Consider the following 19,543-nt stretch of genomic DNA (forward strand, 5'->3'; position numbering starts at 1 on the left):
TCCCGAACTCAGAAGTGAAACGATGCATCGCCGATGGTAGTGTGGGGTTTCCCCATGTGAGAGTAGGTCATCGTCAAGATTAAATTCCGAAACCCCTATCTGCGTATGCAGGTAGGGGTTTTGTTTTGTCCGCAGGAAAGTGGCGCGAAAAAAGGGACAGCTTGAGGGCCATCCCTGGTCCCGCAGCATCCATCAATGAAACTTCGGCAGCACGTGTTCTGCGATCTCCTCAATAATCTCCGCGACCGGTCGTTCGCTGCGTCGCACATGCAGGCCGACATGTTGTACGCCTGCCTCACGCAAGGCCAGCAGTTCATCGATCAATGCCAGACGTCCACAGCTGCCACCGAAGCGAACACGACGCATCGGTGCGTGGGGATTGGCTGCCAGATCCAGATGAACAAAGCTGATGTAGGGTTTATTGCCACCAACTTCACGCCACAGTCCTACTCGCCGACGGTGCTCATCCGGCGTACCGGGGTAAGCGAGCCAACCGTCCATGTGTTGGCCAATCCACGCTGGCGATTGCTGACCAAGACCCGCCACCAGTAACGGAGCTGACTGTTCGCGTTCTGGAAGCAGACGCGCACCTTCGGGCAAACGGTCAACGCCCTGGCTGCGCAGCAATTCCACGGTATCGCGGAAGATTTCGCCACGCTGATCGTAATCCACGCCAAACAACGGATATTCCATCGGGCGGTCACCGCTGGCCACGCCTAGCAGCAGGCGTCCATCACTCAATTCATCGACACTGCTGGCTGACTTGAGTGTCAACCAGGGTTGCCGCAGCGGGAGTACAACCGCTGCGGTACCGAGCATGATGTTATCGGTAATGCCGGCCAGGTAACCCAGGTAAGAAAAGGTTTCGAACACCTGTGCAGCATCGCCGAAGTGGGGGTCGTAAACCGGCACGTCGCGAACCCACAGCGCGCGAAACCCGGACCGATCGGCCAGCCGGGCCATGGCGGCGTGCTGTTTCAGGTCCGGCACACCAAAAGGGCGGTCCTCGGTAATCCGTCGCCGCTGACCATCGCTGGACCAATCATTATCCAGGGGCAGTTCCAGTCCGATGGAAAAATCGTTAGACCCGAGTAACCGTTGAAAGCGTGGATGCATGTAAAGACTCCAAAAAAAACCACTGACATGTACCCAGTATCAACAGCAGCATCAGCAAGAAAAACGCATGAATGGGAATATCAATCTTGAGTGAAACGCACGAGTCCGCCGCCAAGATGAAAAACTCTTCACCCTTTCACGACCGCGATTGGTGGAATCGAACCAAAGTGAACAAGCGGTATTTGATATGGTGCAGCTCGTTTTTTAAGGACTGATTTGACGCCCATGGATCGGCACGTCTTTTTCAAAGAGTTGCTCTGGAAATGCCCGAACCGATACCGATCAAGGACCACGAAAAAGAGACGCGCCTGGTCAACAAAAGGCTGATGGCCTGTGCCTTGTTCGTCGTCGCCATCACCTGTGCGCTGGTGGTGCGCATGTACGTCCTGCAGGTGGTCGAATTCGACTATCACTCCACGATTTCCGAAAACAACCGCGTTCACGTCCTGCCGATCACTCCCACCCGCGGCTTGATCTATGACCGCAATGGTGTGGTTCTCGCGGACAATCAGCCAAGCTACAACCTGACCATCACCCGCGAACGCACTTCGGATGTGAAAGAAGAGCTGGACGAGGTCGTCAACTTATTGCACCTGCCGCCTGAGGATCGAGCGCTGTTCGACAAGGCCATGAAGCAGGCACGGCATCCGTTTGTGCCGGTGACGCTGTTCTACGAGCTGACTGAAGAACAGATTGCGGTGCTGGCGGTCAACGAGTTCAGGTTGCCGGGCATCGATGTCGAGCCGCAGTTCGTGCGCCACTATCCGTTGGGCGAGCACTTTGCTCATTCGATCGGCTACGTTGGACGCATCAACGAAAAAGAATCCAAGGCCCTGGATTCGGTCGAGTACCGCGGCACTCAATCCATCGGCAAGACCGGGATCGAGAAATTCTACGAGTCGCAGCTGCACGGCCATGTCGGTTACGAGGAAGTCGAAACCAACGCCCAGGGGCGCGTGCTGCGAGTGCTCAAGCATACCGATCCGATTCCTGGCAAAAACATCGTACTGAGCCTCGACGTCAGGCTTCAGCAAGCCGCCGAGCAGGCCCTGGGCGATCGTCGTGGCTCGGTGGTCGCGCTCGATCCGTCGACCGGCGAAGTGTTGGCGATGGTCAGCAAACCGAGCTTCGACCCGAATCTGTTCGTCACCGGCATCAGCTTCAAGGAATACGCGGCACTGCACGATTCGATCGACCGGCCGCTGTTTAACCGTGTGCTGCGCGGCCTTTATGCGCCCGGTTCGACCATCAAGCCAGAAGTGGCGATTGCCGGTCTCGACGCTGGCGTTGTCACACCACAGACCCGGGTGTTCGATCCGGGCTATTACCAACTCCCGGATTTTGATCACAAGTATCGCAACTGGAACCACAGCGGTGACGGTTGGGTGGACATGGACGCGGCGATCATGCGTTCCAACGACACCTACTTCTATGACCTGGCCCACAAATTGGGGATCGATCGCCTGCACGACTACATGGCGATGTTTGGTCTGGGTGAGAAAGTCTCCCTGGACATGTACGAAGAGTCGCCAGGTCTGATGCCATCCCAGGCCTGGAAGCGCGCCACACGCCGTCAGGCATGGTTCCCGGGTGAGACGGTGATCCTTGGCATCGGCCAAGGCTACATGCAGGTCACGCCGCTGCAACTGGCCCAGGCCACCGCACTGATCGCCAACAAAGGTGTGTGGAACCGTCCGCATCTGGCCCGGACCGTGGATGGTGTCGCACCGGTGGACGAGCATCCGATGCCGAACATTCTGCTCAAGGATCCGCGCGACTGGGAGCAGGTCAACCACGGCATGCAGATGGTGATGCACGATGCCCGCGGGATTGCCCGGGCGGCAGCGGCGGGGGCGCAATACCGTATTGCCGGCAAGAGCGGTACCGCGCAAGTGGTGGCGATCAAGCAGGGCGAGCGTTACAACCGCGAGAAGACCCGCGAGCGCAACCGCGATAATGCCTTGTTTGTCGGTTTCGCCCCGGCCGAACACCCGAAGATCGTGATCTCGGTGATGATCGAGAATGGCGAAGCCGGCGGACGCGTTGCAGGTCCCGTGGTGCGGCAGATCATGGACGCCTGGTTACTTGATCAGGACGGGCACTTGAAGCCGCAATACGCAGCCCCAGGCAAGCCGGGCGATCCTCACGTCTAAACCTTCGAGGCTTCGCGAGCCTGCTCGCGAACAACGAGTACGCGGTCCATCTGCCGGAACACAAGCGCCGTAAGGCACTTGCCATAGCCCTGACGTTAACGTAAAGATTGCGGCAGGGCGCCGATGTTTGAAGGCGCAGGGCGGACGACCCGGAGCGCTTGATGACGCTAATAAAAACAAACTCCCCCAAATTGCACCGCGAAGCCCGGCTGGCCCGGGAGAAGCTGCATCTGGAAGGCGAAGTGCCGAACGGCGTCCTGCGGGCGGAAATCGATGCCTCGTGGCGACGCAGCCTCAGCCATGGCGTGCATTTCAATGCCAAGCACGAGCTGGCACTGGAGTCGAGTGCCAACCTGGACGTGCTGCTGTCGAGCAATCGCCTGCTGATCGACGCCGCACTACCGGCCATCGACTACCTGGCCGAACGCCAGGGCAAGGAAGGCTTGATCATCCTCGCCAACTCCGACGCCACCATCCTTGCCGTCGAAGGTCGTGCCGACCGTCTCAAGGGCAGCGGCCTGCAAGACATTACCCTGGGTGCCTGCTGGAGCGAAGCCGCCCGCGGCACCAACGCCCTCGGCACCGCGTTGGTGGAAGCCCGGCCGACCCTGATCGATTGCGGCGAACATTACCTGGATCGCCTCAGTGATTTTTCCTGCACCTCGGTACCGATCCATTGCCCGCAAGGCGACATCCTCGGCGTACTCGATTTGACCCGCGAAGGCCCCCTGGGCCGTGCCCACGACAGCACGGCGCTGTTGGCCATGGCGGTCAGTCAGATCGAAAGCCGGGTGTTCAACGCCAGTTACCCGGACGAAATTGTCCTGGCGTTCCACAGCCGTCGCCAGTACCTCGAATCCCCCTGGCAGGGCCTGCTGGCGGTGAGCCTCGGCGGACAAATCCTTGCCGTCAGTGCCCAGGCCTGCCAGTTGCTGCATGCCGAGCGTTCGGCGCTGGTCGGTCGGCGCTGCGAAGAGTTTCTCGGTGTCGATGGCCTGCAATTGTTGGCGCGGCTGCATCAGGGCGGCGCCGGCAGTTTGCAGACCGCCAAGGGCGAATTTTTCTACAAAACCCTGCGCGCGCCGCAACGTTCGATCAACGTCAGCAGCCCACCGCGGACCCCGGCAAAAACCACCAAGGCACAACCGGACCTCGACTCCCTGGCGGGTAGCAACGCCCGTTATGCCCGTGCCCTGCGCATGGCCCGCCAAGGCCTGGCCAACCAGTTACCGGTATTGCTGCTGGGCGAAACCGGTACCGGCAAGGAAGTCATCGCCCGTGCCCTGCACATGGCCGGCAGTCGCTGCGATAAACCCTTCGTCGCAGTGAACTGCGCGGCCATCCCCGAAGGCCTGATCGAGTCCGAACTGTTCGGCTACCGCGAAGGCGCATTCACCGGCTCGCGCCGAGGCGGCATGGTCGGTCGCTTGCAACAGGCCCACGGCGGCACGCTGTTTCTCGATGAAATCGGCGACATGCCGCTGGCCCTGCAAGCACGGCTGCTGCGGGTGTTGCAGGACCGTAAGGTCGCGCCGCTGGGCGCCGGCGAAGAGCAGGACATCGACGTCGCCCTGATCTGCGCCACCCACCGTGACCTCAAGCGTCTTGTGGAAGAAAAACACTTCCGCGAAGATCTGTTCTACCGAGTCAACGGCATCAGCGTGATGCTCCCGGCCCTGCGCGAGCGCGAAGATTTCGGTGCGCTGGTCAGCCGTCTGCTGGCCCGCCTCGACGCACCGACGGTGGTGCTTCATGACGACTTGAGCCGTCTGCTCGGCAACTACCATTGGCCAGGCAACATCCGCCAGTTGGAGATGGTCTTGCGCACCGCCCTGGCCATGCGCGAACCGGGGGAAACCGTCCTGACGCTCGATCACTTGCCTGACAGCATGCTTGACGAGTTGACCGCGACTGAACGTCCCCAGGCCGGCAGCATCCGTGAAAACGAACTGGAGATGATCCGCCAGTCCCTGGACACGCATCAGGGTAATGTCTCGGCCGCCGCCGACGCCCTGGGCATCAGCCGTGCGACCCTGTATCGCAAGCTCAAACAGTTGCGTTCGTGATGCAGCGCCTGATCGTTCGGCTGATCGACAGCCAGAACCCCGAAGCCCTGCAAGCAGCGTTGCGCTGGCTCTACAGCTTTGTGCGGCCCCATCGGCTGGCGATTGCCGGGCTGCTGGGGCTGTCGGTTTGTGCGTCAGCCCTGGTGCTGGTGCAGCCGTGGCTGACCAAGCTGCTGATCGACGATGGCCTGCTGGCACGCGACTTTTCGATGCTGGTGCTGATCGCCGGCCTGATGATCGTCGCGGGGCTGTTGGGCACGGCGCTGTCAGGGATCAATCGTTACCTGCACACACGGTTGTCCGGGCGCATGCTGTTTGCCCTGCGCGATGACCTCTATCGGCATTTGCAGACCCTGTCGCCGAGCTTCTACGGGCAACGGCGAATCGGCGATCTGATGTCGCGTCTCGATGGCGATGTGGCGGAAATCCAGCGCTTTGCCGTGGATTCGCTGTTCTCGGCGGTGTCCAGCGTGATTGGCCTGGTGGTGGCCGTGGCGATGTTGCTGACCTTGTCCTGGAAACTGTCGCTGCTGGCGTTGGTGCTGATTCCCCTCGACGTGCTCTGGTTGCGCTGGATGCGACGCAAGGTCGAGCGCGATGTGCGGCAGTTGCGTGAACGCTCGGCGGACATGTCGTCGTTCATGGTCGAGACGCTGCCGGTGATGAAGTTCATCCAGTCCGCCGGCCAGCAACAGCGCGAAGCGCGGCGCCTGGAAACCCTGGGGCAAGGCTATATGAGCCAGTTGCTGCGCCTGCAAGTCACCGAGTTTTTCACCCAGGCCGTGCCGGGCACCTTGACCTCGCTGTCCCGGGCCTGTGCGTTTCTGATCGGCGGCTATTGGGTGGTGCAGGGCACCTGGCAACTGGGTGCGCTGATTGCGTTTTCCACTTACCTGGGCATGGCCGTGGGGCCGGTGCAGAGTCTGCTTGGGCTCTATGTGGCTGTTCAGCGCATGACCGTCAGCCTCGGTCGGGTGATGGAGTTGCGCGGTGAAGAACCCACCGTACTCACACCCGCCGCGCCGAAGCCGATGCCGGGCTCGGGTGAGCTGCGTTTCGACGATGTGCACTTCAGCCATCCCGGTCGCTCGACCACCCTGCGCGGTATCGAGGCACGCATTCCCTACGGATTGAAAGTCGCCTTGAGCGGCGGCTCCGGCGTCGGCAAATCGACTTTGATCGACCTGCTGCAACGCCATCACGACCCGCAGTCAGGGCGGGTGCTGCTGGGCGAAGTGGATGTGCGGGAGCTGGACCTGTTCCAGTTGCGTCGGCGCATCGCCGTGGTCAGTCAGGACATCGTGTTGTTTCGCGGCAGCCTCGCCGACAACCTGGCCTATGCGATGCCGGACGCCAGCCGCGAAGCGATTGCCGAAGTGGCGCGGCTGGCGCAGCTCGACAGCTTGATCGCTTCGTTGCCCGAAGGCCTCGACAGCCCGTTGGGCGAGCGCGGCCAGCAGTTGTCCGGCGGGCAAAAACAACGCATCGCCATTGCCCGCGCGCTGTTGCAGGACCCGTTGATTCTGGTGCTCGACGAAGCCACCTCGGCGGTGGATGAAGCCACCGAGCGAGAAGTGATCGAGGCCATCGACCGCCTGTTTGCCGGGCGCACGCGCATCCTGATCAGCCATCGCCCCTCGACCCTGGCCGATGCCGACCTGCGATTTGAGTTGCTCGACGGTGTATTGATTTCGAAAACGGTGCTGCATGAAGCCTGAGCTGTATGAAAAACCTGGGCTACGCATTGGAGTGGTGGACAGCGGCCACTCGGCGGCGCAGCGGGTGCAGGTGATCGGCGGACGTCGCTTTTCCCTGGTGGAGGACGGTCTGGCCGAAAGCGACTTGCGCGATGATCCACTGGGTCACGGCAGCGCGGTGATCGAAGCCATCGGCCGGCGCGCGCCGTCGGCGCTGTTTTGCGTGGCCCAGGTATTTGACCAGCGTGGCGTCACCAGCGCCTTGCAGATCGCCACGGCGATCGACTGGCTGGTGGCGCAGAATGTGCGCTTGATCAATTTGAGTCTCGGTTTACGGCAGGATCGCAGCTTGTTGCGGGCTGCCTGCGCGGCGGCGGTGGCGCGCGGCGTGTTGCTGTGCGCATCCAGCCCGGCGCAGGGCGAAGGGGTGTTCCCGGCGAATTATCCACAGGTGCTGCGGGTCACCGGCGACGCGCGCTGTGCCGAACTCGAATGGTCATGGCTCAACAGTGCCCAGGCGGATTTCGCTGCATGCGTGCACGGTACCTATCCCGGGCAGTCCGGCGCCAGTCTCGGTTGCGCGGCATTGAGCGGGCATATTGCGGCGTTTCTGGTGGAGCAACCCGAGGCGAGCAACGAGCAGGTCATCGAGTATTTGCGACATAACGCCCGTTATCGCGGCCCTGAACGGCGCTTCTTGCCATGACGTCGATTGTGATTCTGGGCGCCGGGCCGGCGGGCGCAGCGGTCGCCCTGGGGCTGCGGCGACTGGGGTATGCAGTAACGCTGGTCAGCGAATGGCGCCGCTTTGCCGCGCTGGAGGGCGTTTCCCTGCGGGTGCTGGAGGCGTTGCGCGGCGCCGGTCTGCATCACGCATTATCGGAAGCCGCGTTACCGTCGCAACGCCAGGTCAACTGGAACGGTCAGCAACATGCGCAGAACGTCGAATTTCTGCTGGATCGTCCGACCTTCGATCGCGGCCTGCGCGAGGATTTGCGCCTTGCCGGCGTTGAACTGGTCGAAGGCCGGGTGTTGTCGGTCCAGTCAGCCGCGAGCGGCCATCGAATCGATATCGACGGGCGCCAGGCGCTGGCCGCGGACTTTCTGGTGGAAGCCCGTGGACGTCAGGCACCCGCTCTCGGCAAAGGCCTGCGCGGACCGGAGACGGTCAGCCTGCTCAATCGCTGGCAAGGCGCACCGGGCAACACCGCCAGCGCCGTGGAAAGTCTGGAAGACGGCTGGGCATGGATGGCGCGACGGGCTGATGGTCAGTGCTATTGGCAATGGACGGTGGACGTGTCCAGTGCCGGGTTGCCGGGCAAGGCGCAGCTGCTCGACTACTGTCGGCAACGGCGTCAGGACTCGGCGGTGGCCCGGGCATTTTTCGGCGACGAACCCGAGGCTGATTTACGGCTGCACGCCCGCAGCAGTACGGCGATTCTGAGTCCGCAGGTATGCGGTGATAACTGGATTCGAGTTGGCGATGCAGCGATGGCGGTGGACCCGCTGTCAGGCAATGGCATCTTTCAATCCCTGTCCTCGGCGTTGCAGGCGCCGGCGGTGATCAACACCCTGTTGTGCAAACCCGAACGAGCGGCACTGGCCCGGCGTTTTCATCAGCAACGGGTGGAGCAGTTGTTCCTGCGGTTCGCAAGGATTGGCCGGGATTTTTACGCCGATGAAGCGCGCTGGCCCGATCAGCCGTTCTGGCAGGTGCGACGGCGATGGCCGGATGCAGAAATTGCCCATGCCGAGGCGGATTTCAATGCTTTACGGATCGAGCGAGCGCCGGTGCTGCGTGACGGGTTTGTCGATGAGGCCGAGGTGGTGATCACGGCGGATCAGCCGTTGGGGATCTGGCATGTGCAGGGGGTTGAGTTGGCGCCGTTGGTGCGGCGGTTGATGTGCCGTGAGTCGGCGGAGCAGGTGTTGGCGGGGTTGACGGTGGAGCAGGGGAGGATGGTTCGCAGTTGGTTGTTGGCTCAAGGTTTCAAACCCTGAGGCTTGTATTGGCAGGTCTGGCCTCTTCGCGAGCAGGCTCGCTCCCACATGGGAATACGTTCCTTTGTGGGAGCGAGCCTGCTCGCGATGGCGGCCTGACTGACGCCGCAAATCAGAGCTTTATCAACACCGACTTCAATTCAGTGTAATGCTCGATCGCCGCATACCCCATCTCTCTCCCGACCCCGGACATTTTGTAGCCACCGAACGGCAGCGCCGGGTCCAGGGCGCTGTGGCAGTTGACCCACACCGAACCGGACTTGATCCGTGGAATCATCCGGTGCACCGCCGCCAGGTCATTGGACCAGATGCTCGCGCCCAAGCCATAAGGGCTGTCGTTGGCCAAGCGTAGCGCTTCGGCTTCGTCATCGAACGGAATCGCCACCAGCACCGGCCCGAAGATTTCTTCCTGCACCAGCGAATGTTTTTGATCGACGTCGACGATGACCGTCGGCTTGACGAAAAAGCCCGGCCCGAACTGCTCGCCACCGCAGGCGATGGTCGCGCCGCTTTCCCGACCTTTTTCGATGTAGCCGTAAACCCGCTCCTGTTGCCGTGCGGAGATCAAGGGGCCCATCTCGACGCTCGGGTCCAGGCCGTTGCCGAGTTTCATGGCGTTGGCGATGTCGCTGATGTCCGCCACCACATTGTCGAAATGCTTGCGTTGCACATACAGGCGCGAGCCGGCGCAGCAGACCTGGCCCTGGTTGAAGAAAATCGCGCTGGCGGCACCGGCGGCGGCGCTTGGCAGGTCGGCGTCGGCCATGACGATGGTCGGTGATTTGCCGCCCAGTTCCAGGGTGACACGGGTCATCGAATCCATGGCGATCTTGCCGATCTGCTTGCCCACGGCGGTGGAGCCGGTGAAGGTCAGCTTGTCCACCAGCGGGTTATGGGTCAGGGCCGAACCTGCGGTGATGCCGGTGCCGGTGATCATGTTGAACACCCCTTCGGGGTAGCCCGCTTCCAGCACAAGCTCGGCGAGTTTGAGGGCGGTCAGCGGCGTTTCGTCGGCGGGTTTGAGTACCACGGTGCAACCGGTGGCCAGGGCCGGGCCGAGTTTCCAGCAGGCCAGCAGCAGCGGGAAGTTCCAGGCGACGATGGCGCCGACTACACCCACCGCTTCGCGGCGGATGAAACTGTGGAACTGGTCGTTGGGCATCAGCGGCGCCGACACATCGACCGTGGAGCCTTCGATCTTGGTTGCCCAGCCGGCCATGTAGCGCAGGAAGTCGATGGACAACTGTACGTCCATCACCTGGGCAACGGCGGCGCTCTTGCCGTTGTTCAGGCATTCCAGCTGTGCCAGCAGCTCGGCATCGCGTTGCATCAGGTCGGCGAGTTTCCACAACAGGTTCTGCCGCTCGCGGGGGCGGGTGCGGGTCCAGGCGGAATCATCGAATGCCTGACGAGCGGCAAGCACCGCACGGTCGACATCTTCCGGCGTGGCCCGTGGCACCACGCACAGCACCTCGCCTGTGGCCGGGTTGTGCAGGCTCATGGTCTGGCCGTCGGCGGCCTCGACCCAATCGCCGCCGATGAGCATGCGCGGGGCGCGCTGGATAAATGCCGAAGTGGCGGGAAGCAGGTTAGGGAGCGACATGGCGAGGCCTCTTGTTGTTCGTGTGAACGGAGCTTCGCAATGGCTGTGCCAAGTGTCCGGAAGGGCAGGTGAGCCCTTGTCTGGCGGGGGGGGCACCTAAGCCGGAGATACTCGGTGGTGCGATGCATTTGTCGCAAATCGCGACAGCTGTTGAGACGACGAACAGCCCGCCCGTCATCTTGAGACCCCCATTGGCGAGGAATAGAATTTCTTCGTTCGGTGGGTGAAGTGAGGGATCATTTTCCCGGCATTACTTCTGGCGTAAGGGAGGCAGCGATGAACCTTTCACCCCTGGAAATTCAAAGCATCATAGAGCGCAGTTTTCTACCCTCGGTATGCACCTGCAGCCTGGCGCCGGATCAGTCGCTGACGATTCGGGTCTGCGATTGCATGACCGGTCAGGTGGACCTGATCGCCACCCATGTTCCGCTGTGGAAACTGGACACCGTCCACGGGATCGCGACGCTGGTGGCGGAAATGCGGCAACAGATCGAGGCGCACAAAGGCGTTCAGCCAACGATCTACCACTGAGCCCGCGTCAGCCGCACCACGAGGGTGGTGCGGCCTGCGCCTGTCGCCTCATGAAGCCATTTTTCGCGAAATTTCCTCGAACGTGCTGCTATCTGCGGCAGCCAGCAACTTGCGATCATCCTTGAGCGTTGCCAGAAAAGTCACTTCGGTTTCCTTGCCCGCCAACATGAAGCCGGCGAATGCGCCGATCGGCCCGAGCAGCATGGCACCCGCCACGCCGAAGCCGATGGCTTCCTTGATGTTGTTGATCGATTCCTCGTTGGCCACTTCCAGGTTTTTGAATTTCGACAGCGGGAGCGTAATGCCGGGCCACGGGTGCAGCGACGTTCTCAGGGTAAAAACGCCATCCCGGTAATCTCCGTCACCCTGCAGAAAGTCCCCCGCCAGGACAGTGATGCTTGCCATTTTTTTTCCCCTTCCTGGCAATCGGTGAACAACCATTTCGCGCTTGCCGCTGCCGGTCGTCAATGGCCGGCCGATGAGCTGTTGCGGCAGGACATCTATGCTGTCTCAGACTGCAACAGCTGTCGCGATATTAGACGCCAGTGAGTGCGTCCAGGCATGGCTTTGTGCAGTCAAATCAACGCAAGTGATTGATTAAAAAGCTTATCGCCAAGCTGGCACGCTCCGTGTATTGCTCATCGCAGACGTTTCTCTTGCCTCCGTCAGCGGATCAACGCCGACGGCAGAAACCAAAAAAACGATAAGCCACAAAAATAAGAAAGCACCGTGCGAGGTTCGACGTTGATGAAGAGAAAACTCCGATCAGGCATGAGCGCCAGCCTGCTGGCCGTAGCGGCTTGCGTAGCGTTGCATTCGCCTCCCAGCCTGGCAGCCCGCGATGCCCAGACCATCCTCCAGCAAACTTGCCAGGGCTGTCACACCCCTAAAGCCGATAACGCCCTGAGCCGCATCAGCCACCAGCGCAAGACGCCGGAAGGCTGGCTGATGAGCATCGCCCGCATGCAGACCATGCACGGTTTGCAGATCAGCGACGAAGACCGGCGGACGCTGGTCAAGTACCTGGCCGACACCCAGGGCCTGGCGCCGAGCGAGACCGACGGCGTGCGCTACGCCATGGAGCGTCGTCTGAACACCGTCGAGCAGTTCGACGACCAGACCAGCCAGATGTGCGGTCGCTGTCACTCCGGGGCACGGGTCGCCTTGCAACGCCGTCCGGCCCAGGAATGGGAGCGTCTGGTGAACTTCCACCTCGGCCAATGGCCGTCGCTGGAGTATCAGGCACTGTCCCGCGACCGCGACTGGTTCGATCTGGCCCGCAAAGAAATGGTGCCGTTGCTGGCCAAGCGTTATCCGCTGGACAATCCGGCCTGGAAAAAATGGCTGAGTACCGCGCCGAAAAGTGAGGCGCTGGTGGGGGACTGGAGCTTCAGTGGTCACCTGCCGGGCAAAGGTGAGCTGGCTGGTGTGATGAGCGTGAGCGCTGACGGCAGCGACACCTTCAAGGTCAGCGTCAAGGGCCAATACGCCGACGGCACGCCGTTCAACGGTGATGGCAGCGCGATTCTCTACACAGGTTACGAATGGCGCGGCAACGTCAGCATCGACGGCGTGACCATGCGCCAGGTGTTCGCCGCCCAGGGCAACGCCATGCAGGGGCGCATGTTCGAGGCCGAGCATGATGAGCGAGGTCTGGATTTTGTCGCAGCCAAACAAGGTTCCAGCCGTTTGTTGGCCGTTCAACCAGGTTATCTGAAGGCGGGCTCCGAAACCGAAGTCACCCTGATCGGCAGCGGCCTGACCGGCAAGCCGAACTTCGGCAAAGGCGTTGAAGTGGTTGAAATCGTCGAGCAGAGTCCGGCGCGGATCAAGGTCAAACTCAAGGCCGCGGCCAACGCTCAGCCGGGCCTGCGCGCGGTCACCGTCGGCACGCTGAAAGGGCCGAGCCTGTCGATCTACAACAAGATCGCCTCGGTCAAGGTGGTACCGGAATTCTCGGTGGCGCGGATCGGCGAGGGCGGGGGATCGACGCCGAAAGTCCAGGGCCGCTTCGACGCCGAAGCCTGGGGCAAGGGCGCCGATGGCAAGCCGTATCGCATCGGCGTGTTCCCGGCGCAATGGAAGGTCGAAGCCTTCGACGACCGCGCCAGGGAAGACGAAGACGTCAAGTTTGCCGGCACCATGCAGGCCGACACCGGCGTGTTCACACCGGGCGACGCCGGGCCGAACCCGGCACGCAAAATGTCCACCAACAATGCCGGCAACCTCAAGGTGATCGCCGCCGTCGACGACGCAGGCAAATCCCTGACCGGCGAAGGGCACATGATCGTGACCGTACAACGCTGGAACAATCCACCCATTCCATAAGTTGTTTGATCGTTCAACGGATCCAGACACTATTCGGAATGACCGCAAGCCCCTCCAAGCGGGGCCTGCACAGGAGGTTTGCCATGGGCGCTATCTTGAATCTGGTCGAACGCAACTTGCACGAAGTGCAGGTCGATGCCGACCGCATGCTGTTCCACATCCCCAGCAGTTCGCTGTTCGCCAGCGATGAACTGACGGGCACCATCATTGATACCTTGCGCGGCCCCGGCTGTTCGTCGGACGACCTGATCCAGCGCCTGGCCGCGCGCTTCAACGGCGAAGAAGTCACCGAGACCCTGCGCGAGCTGATGGCCCTGGAGCTGGTCAGCGACGGCTCGCCGCTGACTCCGGACATCGCCACCAGGCGCGTCGAACGCACGGCAATCAATACCGTGGTGTTGAACGTCAACACCGGCTGCAACCTGAGCTGCACCTACTGCTACAAGGAGGACCTCGACAAGCCATCGGCCGGCAAGAAAATGGACGTCGAAACCGCCATCGCTTCGGTGGAAATGCTGCTCAAGGAATCACCGGAGGAAGAGCGTTTCACCGTGGTGTTTTTCGGCGGCGAACCGCTGAGCAATCGCAAGTTGATCGAGTACATGGTCGATTACTGTGAAAAGCGCTTTGCCGAGGCCGGCAAGTTCGTGGAGTTCGTCATGACCACCAACGCCACGCTGCTCACCGAAGAAACCGTGGACTATCTCAATGCCCACCGCTTCGGTTTGTCGGTGAGCATCGACGGGCCGAAGACCGTGCACGACCGCAACCGCATCACGGTGGGCGGGCAGGGCACTTACGATGTGGTGCGGCGCAAGGCCGAGATGCTGCTGTCGCGCTACAACAGTCGTCCGGTGGGTGCGCGGGTGACCTTGACCACCGGTGTCACCGACGTTGAAACCATCTGGGATCACCTGTTCAACGAACTGGGTTTTGCCGAGGTCGGTTTCGCCCCGGTGACCTCCGGCGACATCAGCAGCTTCAACCTGACCAGCGATGAACTGGTGCAGGTGTTCGCCAACATGAAGGCCCTCGGTCGACGCTACCTGGAAGCCGCGCTGGAGCACCGCAACATCGGTTTCTCCAACCTGCACCAGCTGATCACCGACATCCACGAAGGCCACAAAAAAGCCCTGCCGTGCGGCGCGGGCCTGAAGATGCTGGCGGTGGATCACAAAGGTGAGTTGAACCTGTGCCACCGTTTTACCGGTTCGAGCCTGCCGACCTTCGGCAACGTCCACAGCGGGGTGAAACAGATGGAGTTGAACGACTTTCTGTCTCAACGCCTGGACCGCACCAACACCGGTTGCGAAGACTGCCAGATCCGCAACCTGTGCTCCGGCGGCTGCTACCACGAAAGCTACGCCCGCTACGGCGACCCGACGCACCCGACCTACCACTACTGCGAACTGATGCGTGACTGGGTCGACTTCGGTATCGAGGTCTACACCAGGATCATGGCCCATAACCCTGCGTTCATCAGCAGCTACATCACTCCGCGCAAGGCTCACTGATATGAAACATCTCAAGGCAATCAATAACAAAGCGTTGAAGCTGGATCAGGCCGCGGATGAAAACCGCATCGAAGAAGTGGTGGCGATGAGTTCCGTGGCGGGCTGCGCCTCGACCACCGACCCGGGTTGGGAAATCGACGCGTTCGGCGGTGTGTCGTCGCTGTGCCAGCCGATGGAAGCCGACTTGTACGGCTGCTCCGACCCTTGCTGGTGGCCGGCCCAGGTGCCGGACATGATGAGCACCTACCCGGACTGGAACAAGGATGCCCAGGCGTCCAACGACAACTGGCGAAACCTCGGCACTGTCTTCCCGAAAGACAAGTGATTCGACAAGAAGAAGGATTCCAGCATGCACAGTATCAAAGCCTGCGGCCTGGCCGCTTTCGCCGTCCTGAGCACCTGTTCGCTCACGGTTCTGGCCGATGAAAACACTGCGTTGCAAGGCGGTCACGAGTACATGGTGACCACCAATTACCCGAACAACCTGCACGTGATCGACCTGGCCACCGACACGTTGTTCAAGACCTGCAAGATGCCGGACGCCTTTGGTCCCGGCACCGTGCAGCTGTCGCCGGATCGCAAGACTGCCTACGTGTTGAACAATCACTACGCGGATGTCTACGGCGTCGAACTGGACAGCTGCAAACAGGTGTTCCACGCCAGCATCACCCAGAAGCCGGGGGAGAAAGCCAAGTCGATGTTTGCCTTCACCGTCAGCCACGACGGCAAGGAGTTGTACACCGTCGCCAACCCGACCTTGAAGCTCAATGATCGCTACGAAGTGCAGCCGCCGCGGCTCGATGTGTACGCGACCGACGCCGGCCTGGACGCCAAACCGGTGCGCAGTTTCCCGGCGCCCCGGCAGCTGACCATCATGCAGAGCGGTGACGACGGCACGCTGTACGTGGCGGGGGCGGACGTTTACAAGGTCAACGTGCAGACCGGCAAGTTCGACGTGCTGATCCCCAGCCGTCACTGGAAACGTGCGAACTACAGCGCGCCGGATGTGCTCTACGTGTGGAACCAGCAGACCTGGCGCCATGACTTCTCGCTGCTTTACACCACCGCGAAGTTCAAGGACAAGAAACAGGATCCGGCCACGGCGGAATACCTGTACGGCCTGTTCAGCGTTGACTTGAAGACCGGCAAGACCGAAACCACCGACTTCGGACCCCTGACCGAAATCTACTTCAGCGGCATGCGCTCGCCGAAAGACCCGAACCTGATGTTCGGTGTGCTCAATCGCCTGGCCAAGTACGACATCAAGGAGAAAAAGATGCTGCAGGCGGCGACGCTTGATCATTCCTACTACTGCATTTCCTTCAACAAGGACGGCAGCAAGATCTACCTGGCCGGGACGTTCAACGATGTGGCGATCTTCGATGCCGACAGCTTGAAACAGATCGGCAGCATCAAGTTGCCGGGCGGGGATATGGCGATCACCACGGCGCAGATTTTCGTGCGGTAATTACAGACGCCTTCGCGAGCAGGCTCGCTCCCACATTTTGATCGCATTCTTACTGAAAGAACTCGGTCAACTGTGGGAGCGAGCCTGCTCGCGAAGAGGCCCTGACAGACGCTAGAGACTCAAACCCCCGGCACCGGACACCCCAAATCCCCCTCCTGGCACTTCAAGTAAGTCTTGAACGTCTGCACCCGCGCCTTGGTCAGTTCCGTCACGCAATTGCTGTAGATCAGCGGATAAACACTCCCGCCTTCCACGCCCGACGCCGAAAACTTGCACTCGGCATCACGGAACGCAATCCACGAACGCTGCGCGCCCACCAGCAGTTTCTTGCTGTCAGGATTGCCCTTGAGCCGCGAAGTGATCTGCTGGTACAGCACATTCAACTCCTTGTCCGCCGCCGCGTGTTGCTGCGACGCACATTGGTTCATCGTGGCCTGGTCGGTGGCGTTGTCGCAGTCAACGGCATGGGCCATGGGGGCGAACAAAAAAGGTGCCAGAGCCAAGAGAAAGCGTGAATGCATGGAAGAAACTCGCTGTGAAAGGGCAATTGAGGTGCAGTGTAGCGAAGCGAATGGCCCTGCAAAGAGCGCCCTTGCGACAACTGACACCCGATTCATACAACTTTCGCACTGGACATGTGGTCTTACAGGCCTACTGTTGTTCAGTACAGGAGGTGACGTATGAAACCAGTACCCAATAGTTTTGAACGCAAAATAATGCTCAAGTCGCCGCGCTCCCATGTCTGGCGTGCATTGGTCGATGCAGAGGCGTTCGGTCAATGGTTTGGCGTTGCGCTCGAAGGCCGGCGTTTCATTGCCGGCGAGTGGACGCAGGGGCAGGTCACGTATCCCGGTTATGAACATGTGTTGTGGAATGTGCTGGTCGAGCGGGTCGAACCCCAGCAGTTGTTTTCGTTTCGCTGGCACCCCTACGCGGTGAACCCGAAGATCGACTATTCCCAGGAACCGACCACGCTGGTCAAATTCGAGCTGGCGGACTACGAGGATGGCACGCTGCTCAAGGTGTCCGAGTCGGGTTTCGCGCACATTCCAGACATACGCCAGAAGGAGGCGTATTACATGGACAGCCGTGGCTGGGAAGAGCAACTGGGCAGGCTTGAACACTTTCTCGTCGAAAGCGCCAAGGCCCGCGAGCGTGAGAGTGACTGACGACAGTACATTCGACCCGTGGCTGCAACGGTGGGAACTGAAGCCCGAAGGTGCCCCCATCCTCACGCCCGGCAGCCGCCTGCTGCCGGTACGCCGGGGTGATGTGCCGGCCATGTTGAAGATTGCCTTCGACGACGAGGAAAAATTCGGCAATCTGTTGATGAACTGGTGGAACGGCCACGGCGCTGCCCGGGTTTACGAGCACCATGGCGACGCTTTGTTGCTCGAGCGTGCCATGGGACAGCGGTCGCTGATGCGCATGGCGCTCAACGGGCAGGACGACGAGGCCAGTCGTATTCTATGTACGGCGCTGGCGCACTTGCATGCACCGCGACCGACGCCGCCACCGCCGCTGGTTCCCCTGGCGCCCTGGTTTGCCTCGCTGCGACTGGCGGCTGAGCAGCAGGGCGGTCTTTATTCCCTGAGCCTGACGACTGCCGAAGCCTTGTTGGCCGAGCCGCAGGACGTGGTGGTGTTGCATGGCGACATGCATCACGACAATGTCCTGGATTTCGGTCCGCGTGGCTGGCTGGCCATCGATCCCAAACGGGTGATCGGCGAGCGTGGCTTCGATTACGCCAACCTGATCTGCAATCCCGACTTGCCAACCGCAACGGACCCGCAACGATTCCAGCGACAGATCGAAGTCGTGGCCGAGGCGGGCGGGTTGGAGCGGCGCCGATTGCTGCAATGGGTGTTGGCTTTTGCCGGTTTGTCGGCAGCCTGGTTTCTCGAGGATGGCGAAAGCACGGCGGCGCAAGGTCAGCTGCAGGTCGCGCAACTCGCGGCCTCCAGGCTTAATGTTGAAAGCATCTAAGGGTTTGCGGAAGGGCTGCTATAGCGAATGTCTTACACGCGATGCTAGCTATGTCGTCTATTGCGGATTGGATCCGATGCGTATTCTGGCCCCATCCACTGACGCACAGGGAGTGCTCAGGATCATGGATGATCGGCCATTTGCACGGAATGCTGACGACAGGGAGTCGTAATGGTCTTGGAAAAACCCGCTTCGGCGGGTTTTTTTATGGGCGTATGAAAAATGCGGCGCGACGAAAAATACTGTAGGAGCGAGCCTGGCTCGCGATGGACTCAAGAGCGCAGCGTTTAACCAGTCAGTACGCGTTATCGTTAACGACCATCGCGAGCAGGCTCGCTCCTACATTAATGAGAATTAGTGTTCGAGTTTCGCCGCAGCACGTTCGGTGATTTGCGCTCGCAGTGTCAGCGACCCCGCAGCGCGTTGGCGAGCTTCCTCCAGCACGCTGGCCGGTGCCGTTTCCGGGCTGCCGGCCTGGAACGGTGGTGCCGGCGCGTATTCCAGTTGCAATTGCACCAGCTCGGCGGTGTCCTGATCGAACAGCTCGGCGGCCAGCGTCAGGGCAAAATCGATGCCCGCAGTGATCCCGCCCCCCGTGAGCAGATTGCCATCGCGCACCACCCGGTCCTTCACGGGAGTCGCCCCCAGAGGTGCCAGCAACTCGTGATAGGCCCAGTGGGTGGTGGCGCGTTTGCCCTTGAGCAGGCCTGCCGCGCCGAGCACCAGCGCCCCGGTACACACTGAGGTGACATAACGTGCCGTCGCGGCCTGGGTCTTGAGGAACGTCAGGGTTTCGTCATCTTCCATCAGCGGCCCGACCCCGCTGCCACCGGGCACGCAGATCACATCCAGCTGCGGGCAATCATCGAAGGTCGTGGTCGGTTTGAGCAGCAGGCCGGTGCTGGCGGTGATGGGCATCAGGTCCTTCCAGATCAGATGCACCTTCACATCCGGCAACGAGGCCAGTACGTCATAAGGGCCGGTGAGGTCGAGTTGCTGCACCTGTGGAAACAACAGAAAACCGATCTGCAAGGTCATGATGTTTTTTCTCCTGAAGTGGTGGACGACTTCACTGTAGGT

General features: G+C 61.1%; 17 protein-coding genes. 12 read left to right on the forward strand and 5 right to left on the reverse strand.

What is annotated here, in order from left to right:
• Positions 1 to 192: 192 nt before the first annotated feature.
• A complete protein-coding gene (locus CKW21_RS29575) occupies positions 193 to 1,116 on the reverse strand; it encodes a TIGR03571 family LLM class oxidoreductase (RefSeq protein ID WP_095197343.1) in 924 nt (307 codons plus the stop codon).
• A gap of 263 nt (positions 1,117 to 1,379) precedes the next feature.
• Between CKW21_RS29575 and mrdA the strand changes: the two genes are divergently transcribed.
• The 5 genes from mrdA (at position 1,380) to CKW21_RS29600 (ending at position 9,033) form a co-directional block, all read left to right on the forward strand.
• A complete protein-coding gene (gene mrdA / locus CKW21_RS29580; RefSeq protein WP_095197344.1) occupies positions 1,380 to 3,269 on the forward strand; it encodes a penicillin-binding protein 2 in 1,890 nt (629 codons plus the stop codon).
• A gap of 161 nt (positions 3,270 to 3,430) precedes the next feature.
• Positions 3,431 to 5,335: a sigma-54-dependent Fis family transcriptional regulator gene (locus CKW21_RS29585; RefSeq protein WP_095197345.1), complete on the forward strand. Its 1,905-nt coding sequence runs from the start codon at positions 3,431 to 3,433 to the stop codon at positions 5,333 to 5,335.
• Positions 5,335 to 7,053 (forward strand): ABC transporter ATP-binding protein, encoded by a 1,719-nt coding sequence (locus CKW21_RS29590; RefSeq protein ID WP_095197346.1) that lies wholly within the window; start codon positions 5,335 to 5,337, stop codon positions 7,051 to 7,053. The genes CKW21_RS29585 and CKW21_RS29590 overlap by 1 nt, the downstream gene beginning before the upstream one ends.
• The gene (locus CKW21_RS29595; protein WP_095197347.1) at positions 7,043 to 7,738 is read left to right on the forward strand and encodes a S8 family serine peptidase; all 696 of its coding nucleotides are present in this window, start codon (positions 7,043 to 7,045) and stop codon (positions 7,736 to 7,738) included. Before CKW21_RS29590 ends, CKW21_RS29595 begins: the two co-directional genes overlap by 11 nt.
• Positions 7,735 to 9,033: an NAD(P)/FAD-dependent oxidoreductase gene (locus CKW21_RS29600; protein WP_095197348.1), complete on the forward strand. Its 1,299-nt coding sequence runs from the start codon at positions 7,735 to 7,737 to the stop codon at positions 9,031 to 9,033. The genes CKW21_RS29595 and CKW21_RS29600 overlap by 4 nt, the downstream gene beginning before the upstream one ends.
• Positions 9,034 to 9,145: 112 nt before the next feature.
• Here the strand turns inward: CKW21_RS29600 and CKW21_RS29605 are convergent, their stop codons facing one another.
• Positions 9,146 to 10,636 (reverse strand): aldehyde dehydrogenase, encoded by a 1,491-nt coding sequence (locus CKW21_RS29605; RefSeq protein ID WP_095197349.1) that lies wholly within the window; start codon positions 10,634 to 10,636, stop codon positions 9,146 to 9,148.
• A gap of 276 nt (positions 10,637 to 10,912) precedes the next feature.
• On the opposite strand from CKW21_RS29605, the gene CKW21_RS29610 reads away from it, so the two are divergent.
• The gene (locus tag CKW21_RS29610; protein WP_095197350.1) at positions 10,913 to 11,167 is read left to right on the forward strand and encodes a DUF1652 domain-containing protein; all 255 of its coding nucleotides are present in this window, start codon (positions 10,913 to 10,915) and stop codon (positions 11,165 to 11,167) included.
• A gap of 48 nt (positions 11,168 to 11,215) precedes the next feature.
• Here the strand turns inward: CKW21_RS29610 and CKW21_RS29615 are convergent, their stop codons facing one another.
• Entirely contained in the window at positions 11,216 to 11,572 is a 357-nt protein-coding gene (locus CKW21_RS29615; protein WP_095197351.1) for a hypothetical protein, read from the reverse strand.
• A 342-nt stretch (positions 11,573 to 11,914) separates the two neighbouring features.
• Here CKW21_RS29615 and peaA point away from each other — a divergent pair, with 342 nt between their 5' ends.
• The 4 genes from peaA (at position 11,915) to peaD (ending at position 16,477) form a co-directional block, all read left to right on the forward strand.
• Positions 11,915 to 13,495 carry a quinohemoprotein amine dehydrogenase subunit alpha gene (gene peaA, locus CKW21_RS29620; RefSeq protein ID WP_095197352.1) on the forward strand — a complete coding sequence of 527 codons (1,581 nt, stop codon included), beginning with the start codon at positions 11,915 to 11,917 and terminating at the stop codon, positions 13,493 to 13,495.
• 83 nt (positions 13,496 to 13,578) lie between these two features.
• Positions 13,579 to 15,009, forward strand: coding sequence for a quinohemoprotein amine dehydrogenase maturation protein (gene peaB, locus CKW21_RS29625; RefSeq protein WP_095197353.1), 1,431 nt, complete (start codon positions 13,579 to 13,581; stop codon positions 15,007 to 15,009).
• A gap of 1 nt (position 15,010) precedes the next feature.
• Positions 15,011 to 15,334: a quinohemoprotein amine dehydrogenase subunit gamma gene (gene qhpC / locus CKW21_RS29630; protein ID WP_008016081.1), complete on the forward strand. Its 324-nt coding sequence runs from the start codon at positions 15,011 to 15,013 to the stop codon at positions 15,332 to 15,334.
• Positions 15,335 to 15,358: 24 nt separating this feature from the next.
• The gene (gene peaD, locus CKW21_RS29635) at positions 15,359 to 16,477 is read left to right on the forward strand and encodes a quinohemoprotein amine dehydrogenase subunit beta (protein WP_095197354.1); all 1,119 of its coding nucleotides are present in this window, start codon (positions 15,359 to 15,361) and stop codon (positions 16,475 to 16,477) included.
• A gap of 119 nt (positions 16,478 to 16,596) precedes the next feature.
• Here the strand turns inward: peaD and CKW21_RS29640 are convergent, their stop codons facing one another.
• Positions 16,597 to 16,998 (reverse strand): lysozyme inhibitor LprI family protein, encoded by a 402-nt coding sequence (locus CKW21_RS29640; RefSeq protein ID WP_095197355.1) that lies wholly within the window; start codon positions 16,996 to 16,998, stop codon positions 16,597 to 16,599.
• Between the two features lie 159 nt (positions 16,999 to 17,157).
• On the opposite strand from CKW21_RS29640, the gene CKW21_RS29645 reads away from it, so the two are divergent.
• Positions 17,158 to 17,646, forward strand: coding sequence for an SRPBCC family protein (locus CKW21_RS29645; RefSeq protein ID WP_095197356.1), 489 nt, complete (start codon positions 17,158 to 17,160; stop codon positions 17,644 to 17,646).
• A complete protein-coding gene (locus CKW21_RS29650) occupies positions 17,639 to 18,463 on the forward strand; it encodes an aminoglycoside phosphotransferase family protein (protein ID WP_095197357.1) in 825 nt (274 codons plus the stop codon). Before CKW21_RS29645 ends, CKW21_RS29650 begins: the two co-directional genes overlap by 8 nt.
• 354 nt (positions 18,464 to 18,817) lie before the next feature.
• Here CKW21_RS29650 and inhA read toward each other — a convergent pair whose 3' ends face one another.
• The gene (inhA, locus tag CKW21_RS29655) at positions 18,818 to 19,501 is read right to left on the reverse strand and encodes an isonitrile hydratase (protein ID WP_095197358.1); all 684 of its coding nucleotides are present in this window, start codon (positions 19,499 to 19,501) and stop codon (positions 18,818 to 18,820) included.
• Positions 19,502 to 19,543 lie beyond the last annotated feature (42 nt).

Origin of the sequence: Pseudomonas sp. Irchel 3A7, assembly GCF_900187565.1 — a bacterium.
GTDB lineage: Bacteria > Pseudomonadota > Gammaproteobacteria > Pseudomonadales > Pseudomonadaceae > Aquipseudomonas.